This window comes from Corynebacterium minutissimum (assembly GCF_000805675.1).
In the GTDB taxonomy this organism is placed as follows: Bacteria; Actinomycetota; Actinomycetes; order Mycobacteriales; family Mycobacteriaceae; genus Corynebacterium; species Corynebacterium minutissimum.
The window spans coordinates 109443-117637 of record NZ_JSEF01000017.1; the positions used below are offsets into that span (position 1 = coordinate 109443).

The following is an 8195-nucleotide window of genomic DNA, read 5'->3' on the forward strand; positions in this document are numbered from 1 at the left end:
ATAAAGATTAATCGTTGCTGTAGACCGCCGGATGCAGCGTGCCTACATAGGGCAGGTCACGGTAGCGCTCGGCAAAATCCAGGCCATAGCCCACGACAAACTCGTTAGGAATATCGAAGCCTACATCGAACAGGTCAAGCTCTGCCTTGACCACCTCTGGCTTGCGCAGCAGGGTGACCACCTCCAGGGAGCGCGGCTGGCGGCCCTGCAGGTTACGGATGAGCCAGGACAGGGTCAGGCCGGAATCAATGATGTCCTCCACGATGACGACATCGCGGCCTTCAATGTCGCGGTCCAAGTCCTTAAGAATGCGCACCACGCCCGAGGAGGAGGCGGAGTTTCCATACGAGGACACCGCCATGAATTCCAGCTGGGAAGGAATGGTCAGCTTGCGGGCAAAATCGGTGAGGAAGAACACCGCGCCTTTAAGCACGCACACGAGGATGAGGTCGTCTTCTGCGTTGCGGTATTTCTCCGAGACGCGATCCGCCATCTCCTGGATGCGCTCCTGGAGGGCATCTTCAGCGACGAGGACGGCTTGGATGTCTGTGCCGTAGGGGTGGGCGGGGACGTCTGAATCATGATTGTCGTGCACGTGAGCGCTCCTTTGCTGACCGAGGCAATAGTGACAGTGTGCCACCAACCCTCAAGACTTCCAACCTTGTGCCCACCTTTTCGCCCCTCACCGCAACACCACCTTGACCGTGCCACTGTGTGCACAGCTTATCCACGCCACGAATAGCTTCCCGCGTGACCTCCACGCCCTGCTCGCGCAGCCAGGCTGCTAGGGCGCGGCGGCGCTTCGGTTCCGGGAGCGCGGCTAGCTCGGCGCAGTCGGCGGTGGGTGGGGTGAGGAGGGAGGCGTCGTCAAGCGCGGCGTCGTGGGCTGCCTGGGCCAGGGCCGGGATGGGGTCACCGCCCACGATGTCCGCCAGGCGCGGGAGGATGTCACGGCGCAGGGCCACACGGCGGAAGGCAGTATCCGCGTTGTGGGGATCGTGCCACACCTCGACGCCCAACTCCGCGCAGGCGGCCTCAGTCTGGGCGCGGCGCACGTTGAGCAGCGGACGCACCACGCGGGCGCCCTCCACCTCGGCGCGCTCGAGCATGCCCGAGATTTTCCCGCGCAAGGCGCCCAGCAACAGTGTCTCGGCCTGGTCATCGGCAGTATGCGCCACGGCCACCTCACCCCAGGGTGCGAAGGCACGGTAGCGCGCGGTGCGGGCTTCGGCCTCAACAGAGCCCTGCTTGCCGACGTCCACCCGAATCACCTCCGCCCCCGCACCCCACGCCCGAGCTTGGTCGGCTGCCCGGCGCGCCTGGTCGGCCGAGCCTTCCTGCAAATCATGATCGATACACAGGGCAGTGACGTCGTGTCCTTCGGCAATGAGCGCTGCAGTCAGCGCGAGGGAATCCGCGCCGCCGGACAGACCCACGGCGATGGTTCGGGGTTCCTCGCCCACCACGGCGCGGGCAGCCACGCGGCAGGCTAGGAAGTTGGGGCTGTGCCGCGGCCAGAAGGGCTTCTTAGAAGTCATGGAGTGCGGCGGCCAGGGCGTCTTGGGCTTTACGGGCAGACATGACCTCGCCGTCATTGACCAGAAAAGCAAAGGCGTAGACCCGGCCGGACGTTCCCTGCGCGGTGCCGGCGAGGGCGGAGGTTTCGGTCAGGGTTCCGGTCTTGGCGCGGACAAAGCCGCGGGCAGGGGACTCCGGGTAGCGCTGGTAGAGGGTACCTTCGCCGCCAGCGAGCGGGAGGTAGCCCAGAAGCGGGCGGAGGTCCTCACTGGCGACTGCTGTGTCCAAGATGTGGGCAAGTACACCGGCGGGGATGCGGTTATCGCGGGATAGGCCAGAACCGTCCTTGAGGGTGACACCGTTGACGTCGATGCCGTGGTTGCCCAGGATGTCGAGCGTTGCTTCCGCGGCCCCCTCGAAGCTGGCCTCGGCATTGTGATGGACGGGGAGCTCGCGGGCGATGGCTTCTGCCATGACATTGTCGGAGTCCTTCACTGCCTGCTGGGCGCGCAGGGCCAGCGGCTCGGACTCGCTGGTGGCGATAACCTCGGCGTCCTCGGGCGCGGCGGCCATGTCGGCTTTGTCCGTGCCCAGGCGCTGAGCGAGGGCGCGGGCAACGTCGAGAGCCGGCTCGTGGGAGCGCGGGACATCGCCCGTCTTCTCCCCCAAGCGACCGCCGTAGAGCATGGCCGGCTGAATAGGCGCGACGAAGCCGCCGTCAATGTTGTCATCATCCCATCCGGGGGCTTGGTCGGGGCCTTGCCAGACTGACGTGTCGATGGCTACGCGCGTGACGGTGCTCACGTGCTCCTGAACTTGTTCCGCCAGCTCATCGAGGCGCTCATCCGTCAGCCAGACGTCGCCCGCGGCTTTGATGACTACCTCGCCGTCCTGCTCACCTTTGACGACCTCGGTGGTGAGGCGTTCCTCCTCATCGAGAGCAAACGTGGCTGCGGCGGCGGTGAGAACCTTCGTGGCTGAGGCCGGTGTCAGCGGCTTGGCTGGCTCGCGCTCCCACAGCACCTCGTGCGTCGTGGTATCGATGACCTGCGCACCAAATGTTCCGAGTGCCTTGTCTTTGCCCAGTTCATCCAGCCGAGCTTTGAGCGCTGTGGCGTCGATATCGCCGGGCTCAACGGGTTGGACTAAGGCTGCGGGCGCGGCCTGTGTATACGGCTCGCCGTGGTCCAGATGATCGTAGGTGCGCTGGATCTTTACACCCAACGCGGCCGTCGCCGCCACGGCTCCCGCAGTGACGAGGGCCGCAGTACTCCACCAGACATGCTTCGCTTTCATCGCCCTTTAGAGTAGCGCGGTAGACTAAGCGGAGCACATGCCAACCTAGTAACAATGGAGGAATCAGCTGTGAGCGTTGAAGTAACCATCGAGATCCCGAAGGGCTCCCGCAACAAATACGAGGTGGACCACGAGTCCGGCAAGGTTTACCTGGACCGCTACCTGTTCACCCCGATGGCTTACCCGGCTGACTACGGCTTCATCGACCACACCCTCGGCGAGGACGGCGACCCGCTCGACGCACTCGTCATCCTCCCGGAGCCGGTCTTCCCGGGCGTTGTCGTGGAAGCTCGCATCCTCGGCGTGTTCAAGATGACCGACGAGGCCGGCGGCGACGACAAGCTGCTCGCTGTCATCGATGACCCGCGCTGGGAGCGCTACCAGGACATCAACGATGTGGAGCAGCACATCAAGGATGAGATCGAGCACTTCTTCGTCCACTACAAGGACCTGGAGCCGAACAAGGAAGTTACCGGCTCCGGCTGGGGCGACAAAGCTGAAGCGGAGAAGATTCTCGAAGAGGCTAAGGCCCGCTTCAAGTAAGCCTTTGAGGTCCCCTTCGCCCGGCTGCTTCTACTTTCTTTCGCCGATTCACTGTCGTTCACGGCAAATAGTGGCGAAAAATTGCGGGCGAAGTTTGGGGCACTATTTACCGTGAACGTCAAAGGCACACGTGACCGAAGAAGCTGCGGTGGGAAGCTAGCCGCAGCGGGAAGCGAGCCAAGAGTCGAGCTCGGATTCTGGGGCATCGGGAGCGATGGGGTCTTCGGCGAATTCCTCACCGGTGCGGGCCTTATCCTTGGCGGTGGTGAGCATGAGGGAGCGGCCATCCGGGTAGTCAATGACCATGTTGGCGGAGGCGTAGCCGGCCGTCGGTTCGCCAAAGGTGCGCACGTTGTCCAGGCCGCGAAAGGCTAGGAGGGTGGCTTCGGCAGAGGAAGCGGTGTCACCGTCGGTCAGCACGACCACTGGAATGTCGAGCTTGCCGCCGGACGTGGTGGTGGGGGTGCCACCGCCGGTGACGGAGTTGCCGTCAATGACAACGTCCGTGGTCCCCATGCGGCTGACAAAGGAAAGCGCGGTGCCGTCCGGCAGCAGCGGGCTCAAGCCTGCGTACATGGGCCCCATGTCACCACCGTCATTGCCGCGTAGATCGACCACTGCGGCACAGGCCTCCGGGTGGGCGGTCAACCCCGTTGCCAAGGTGTCCGCGTAGGCCTGGCCGTCATCGTGGCGGCCGATGGACGGGACGGTGGCGCGCAGGACGCCGTCTTCAAACTCAACCGAGGGATCGGTGTTGTCGGTGGCCTTTTCCTTCTCGGTACTAAAGACCTTGGAATGCTTACCGCCGGCTGCGTCAATGGCGGCATCGAGGAGATCCGGGTTCGTGGGATCCACTTCGAAGCCCGCACGGGCGTACATGAATTTATCGCTGTCGCCGTAGATGCCGGTGATAGCTGCAGTGTCCACCATCGCGGTGTTGATGCGCTTTTCGCTGGCATTGAAGAGGAATACGGGTTTGCCCAGCAGCGCCCCGCCATAGGAGGGGCCGAAGAAGTACACGGCCGCGAGCACCACGATGAGGGCGACTATAAAGAGTCCGCCGAAGATTTTCAGTACAGTTTTCATTCTTTTCTCCCTCCGGTTCGCAGCACGTAGCCGCGCAGGGGTTCAACAAGGACAATGGCGAGAAGCGTAACGAGCCAGCCCACCGCTAGGAATCCGAAGGCCATGAGCAGGCGGCTGACGACGTCGACGTTGCTTTGATCGACGCTGGAGAAGAACATCAGCGAAGCAATACCGCCGCCGAAAAGGAAACCGAAGAAGCTCAAGGCCACAACGGGCCCCATGACCACCAGCGCGCCGGAGCGGAACTGGAAGTGGCGCGGCACGCCCATGAGATCCAGCGAGCGAATGAGCTCCTTGTCCTCAAAGATGCCGGACACCTGGCCCAAGAGAATAGACATGGTGGTCAGGGTGAAGCCGAAGATAAGAGTAAGCAGCACACCGGTGGAGATGTCTTTGAACACCACGTTCATTCCAGGGTCTTCCTTCAGAACGAGAGCCAAGGCGTCAGAACCCAAGGGAGCTGCGACGAGGAAGCCGGCAAGGTAGCCGAAGAAACCGATGGCAGCACTGCGCCGCCATGCCGGGCGCGCATTGCCCGCCACGCGCTGGCAGGCCACGAAGTGCGCGGTTCCGGGAAAGAGCGACATGACGTGCGCGCCGAGCTGCAAGATGAAAGGCGCGATGAGGTTAATGCTCATCAGCATGCCGAACATGACCACGATGACCATGGCGGTGGGCGGGCCTGCCTTGCCCGTGAGGAACACGCCGCCTACTGCCACGATGACAAGGAACACGATGACGCGCCACCAGCGGTAGGCTGCGGGCATCTGGCGCTTGGCCACGCCGAGCGGGCTCACGCGCACGCGCTGCATGCCGACGAGTGCCGCGCCGATGGCCAGCAGAAAGAGCACGCCGGCCACGGCCAGATATCCCCACCATGGGAGCAGAAGCTCCTGAAGTGCAATGGGGCGCATCTGGAAGTCGAGCTGGGTAAAGACAGGCGCGATGAGCAAGCTGATAAGCCCGCCCAGCACGATGCCGATGATGGCTTGCAGGCCCGTCTCCACAATGGCCATGCGCTCCACCTGGCGGGAGCTCAACCCCAACAGGCGCAGGGTGGCTAGGCGGTGCTCCCTGCCGGAGGCGCCGAGAACGGCGGCTTGGGCTGTGAGGTTAAACAGCGCCGGAAGAATGAAAGCGCAGGCCATCAGAGCCAGGGCGAACCAAGGATAAAGAAAGGCCGTCATCTCGTTACCGAAGGCCTCTTTGAGCGCGGGCGCGGCATCCTCAACGTGCTGAGCACGTTGCCAGAACATCCAGGTTCCGCCCGCGACAAGGAAAGCAATGGCGGCACCAATGGTCAGGCTCACAATAGCCAACAAAGAAACGATTCCTGTGCCCGAGCGCGCGCGTATCGATTCGCGCTGCAGGTCCATGACTAGGGTCGCGGTATTCATCGAATCACCCCGAGGCGGCGGTCGTCGTGGATGATGCCATCGCGAATCTCCACGCGGCGCTGCATCCAGTCGGCCACCTTCGGGTCGTGCGTGACCATGACCAGGCTCGCACCGGACTGGCGCACGATGGTGGTGAGCATCTGCATGACCTCGTGGCCGGTGGACTGGTCCAGCGCACCGGTAGGTTCGTCGGCGAAGACGATGCCCGGATTCGCCACCAACGCACGCGCAATGGTCACGCGCTGCGCCTGGCCACCGGAGACCTGCGCCGGGCGACGATCCGCCAAACCACCCAGGCCCAACTGGTCCAAAAGTTCCATCGCGCGCTTGCGGGCAGCCCCGCGCGATACTCCGTTGAGCATCGCGGGCAACGCCACGTTGTCGACGTTGCTCAACTCCGGCAGTAGCTGACCGTCTTGGAAGACGAAGCCGAAGTTGCGCAGGCGGAGGCGGGAGCGGGGGCCGTCGCCAAGCGCGGAGAGCTCCTCATCCCCGTAGCGCACGATGCCGTGCGTAGGGGTGAGCACGCCGGACATGCAGTGCAGCAGCGTGGACTTGCCGGAGCCAGACGGCCCCATCACGGCCACGAGCTCGCCCGGCGCGATGTCGAGGGAGATTCCGGCGAGGACCGGGCCGCCGCCGAAATCCTTGGTGATGTCTGTCAGGGAAAGTGTCTGTGTCATGTCTTTCATTCCACCGTCTCGGGCCCGCTTTAAGAACAGCCCTAGCGTTGCTCTTTACGGTAGTGCCAGCGCTACCCCTTGAGTCGGTGGCGCCCGTTATGCTGTGAAACGTGTTCCGAAGAAAAGCCCAACCGACCACCCACGAACAGCAGCAGGCGGAGAAGATTGCGCAGCTCACGGCCTCGCGCCGCGCCATCGCGGACGCCTACGAGGTGGAGCGCGCCCGCATCGAGCGCGACTTGCACGACGGCGCGCAGCAGTATCTCGTGGCCGCGAGTATGAAGCTGGGCGAGGCGCTTCTCGACGCCCCCTCTGACCTCACCGAGCTCCTCACCGCCGCCAAGCAGGACGTGGACCGCGGCCTGAATTCCCTGCGTACGACGGTGCACGGCATCCACCCACAGGTCCTGCAGGACCACGGTTTGGTGGCCGCGCTTGCCGACGTCTCCTCTTCCCACGGCCCCCACGTCAGCGTCTTCGCCCCGCATCCGCTGCCGGAGCTCTCCGCCTCCGTGCTGGCGTGTGGCTATTTCTTCGGTGCGGAGGCGTTGACCAACGCGGCGAAGTACGCACCGGGTTCCCCGGTTTCTGTTTTGGTGACCGCAGATGCCTCCTTGAAGATTGCAGTGGTGGATGAGGGCCCCGGCGGCGCGCAGGTGATGCCGGGCCACGGCTTGGCGGGGATGGCCGAGCGCCTCGCTGCTTTTGGCGGGGAGATGACTTTATCTTCTCCCCCGGGCGGGCCCACCAGGGTGGCATGCTCGATTCCTCTTCTACTCGATCGCGGACAGTCAGGAGTTTAAAAAATGAGCTTAAGGATTGTAGTAGCGGATGATTCCGCCATTCTGCGCGAGGGCCTCGCCGGCCTTCTGGAGCGCCGTGGACATTCGATTGTGGGCCAAGCGGATTCCGCCCCGTCGCTCGAAGCGGTGGTGGACTCTCTGCGCGATGAGCTGCCGGACATCGTCATCACGGATGTGCGCATGCCGCCGGGCATGGGCGATGATGGTTTGAAAGCCGCCGTGAACTTAAGAAACGCATACCCGGGCTTACCCGTCATGGTGCTCTCCCAGTATGTGGCCCCGGCCTACGCGGTGGAGCTCTTCGACTCTCCCGATGCTGGCACCGGCTATCTTCTGAAGGACCGTGTCTCCGAGGTGCGGGACTTCCTCTCCAGTTTGGACGTAGTGGCCCAGGGCGGCACCGTCATCGACCCCACCGTGGCGCAGGCTCTCATGAGCTCTGGGCGCAGCGGGCTGGGCGAGCTCACCCCGCGCGAGCGCGAGGTCCTTGAATTAATGTCCCGCGGCAAATCCAACAAGGACATCGCCGCCGAGCTCGTCCTTTCTTCCGCCGCGGTGGCCAAGCACGTCTCCAACATCTTCACCAAGCTGCGTTTAGATCCCAGCGAGGACAACCGCCGCGTCAAAGCCATCCTGGAGTACCTCTCCGCCCACCGCTAAAGCCCGCGCACCGAGCGAAGCTTTAACCCCATGCGCCCGCCTGCATACTTTCACCCCGTCGCGCACTCCACCCCGCCTACGCCCACGGCAAAACTCCACCCTGCCTACGCCCACGGCAAATAAGGCCCAAATTTTCGCGGCGGGCTCAGGTGGTGAATGCATCTATACAGCTAGGAGGTTGTGTAGATGTCAGGTGATGAGAAGTTACG

At 63.6% G+C, this 8195-nt stretch carries 9 protein-coding genes; 3 read left to right on the forward strand and 6 right to left on the reverse strand.

The genetic code is table 11. The annotated features are described in order from the left end of the window. Positions 1 to 7 precede the first annotated feature (7 nt). Genes hpt through dacB form a run of 3 tightly spaced genes read right to left on the reverse strand, consistent with a single transcriptional unit; the run spans position 8 to position 2814 of the window. Positions 8 to 595: a hypoxanthine phosphoribosyltransferase gene (hpt, locus tag NX84_RS11320; RefSeq protein WP_039676638.1), complete on the reverse strand. Its 588-nt coding sequence runs from the start codon at positions 593 to 595 to the stop codon at positions 8 to 10. Continuing rightward, positions 579 to 1538, reverse strand: a complete 960-nt coding sequence (gene tilS / locus NX84_RS11325) for a tRNA lysidine(34) synthetase TilS (protein ID WP_039676640.1) — start codon at positions 1536 to 1538, stop codon at positions 579 to 581. The genes hpt and tilS overlap by 17 nt, the downstream gene beginning before the upstream one ends. Next, positions 1528 to 2814, reverse strand: coding sequence for a D-alanyl-D-alanine carboxypeptidase/D-alanyl-D-alanine endopeptidase (gene dacB / locus NX84_RS11330; protein ID WP_039676642.1), 1287 nt, complete (start codon positions 2812 to 2814; stop codon positions 1528 to 1530). The genes tilS and dacB overlap by 11 nt, the downstream gene beginning before the upstream one ends. A gap of 69 nt (positions 2815 to 2883) precedes the next feature. Here dacB and NX84_RS11335 point away from each other — a divergent pair, with 69 nt between their 5' ends. Continuing rightward, positions 2884 to 3357 (forward strand): inorganic diphosphatase, encoded by a 474-nt coding sequence (locus NX84_RS11335; protein ID WP_039676644.1) that lies wholly within the window; start codon positions 2884 to 2886, stop codon positions 3355 to 3357. 156 nt (positions 3358 to 3513) lie between these two features. On the opposite strand, the gene NX84_RS11340 is transcribed toward NX84_RS11335, so the two are convergent. The 3 genes from NX84_RS11340 to NX84_RS11350 are packed head-to-tail and all read right to left on the reverse strand — an operon-like array spanning position 3514 to position 6523. Beyond that, positions 3514 to 4443 carry a S41 family peptidase gene (locus tag NX84_RS11340; protein WP_039676646.1) on the reverse strand — a complete coding sequence of 310 codons (930 nt, stop codon included), beginning with the start codon at positions 4441 to 4443 and terminating at the stop codon, positions 3514 to 3516. After that, entirely contained in the window at positions 4440 to 5840 is a 1401-nt protein-coding gene (locus NX84_RS11345; protein WP_039676648.1) for an FtsX-like permease family protein, read from the reverse strand. Before NX84_RS11345 ends, NX84_RS11340 begins: the two co-directional genes overlap by 4 nt. After that, positions 5837 to 6523, reverse strand: coding sequence for an ABC transporter ATP-binding protein (locus NX84_RS11350; RefSeq protein WP_052319770.1), 687 nt, complete (start codon positions 6521 to 6523; stop codon positions 5837 to 5839). The genes NX84_RS11345 and NX84_RS11350 overlap by 4 nt, the downstream gene beginning before the upstream one ends. A gap of 110 nt (positions 6524 to 6633) precedes the next feature. Here NX84_RS11350 and NX84_RS11355 point away from each other — a divergent pair, with 110 nt between their 5' ends. Continuing rightward, positions 6634 to 7326, forward strand: a complete 693-nt coding sequence (locus NX84_RS11355; protein WP_039676652.1) for a sensor histidine kinase — start codon at positions 6634 to 6636, stop codon at positions 7324 to 7326. 3 nt (positions 7327 to 7329) lie between these two features. Then, positions 7330 to 7986 (forward strand): LuxR C-terminal-related transcriptional regulator, encoded by a 657-nt coding sequence (locus tag NX84_RS11360; protein WP_039676654.1) that lies wholly within the window; start codon positions 7330 to 7332, stop codon positions 7984 to 7986. Positions 7987 to 8195: the final 209 nt, after the last annotated feature.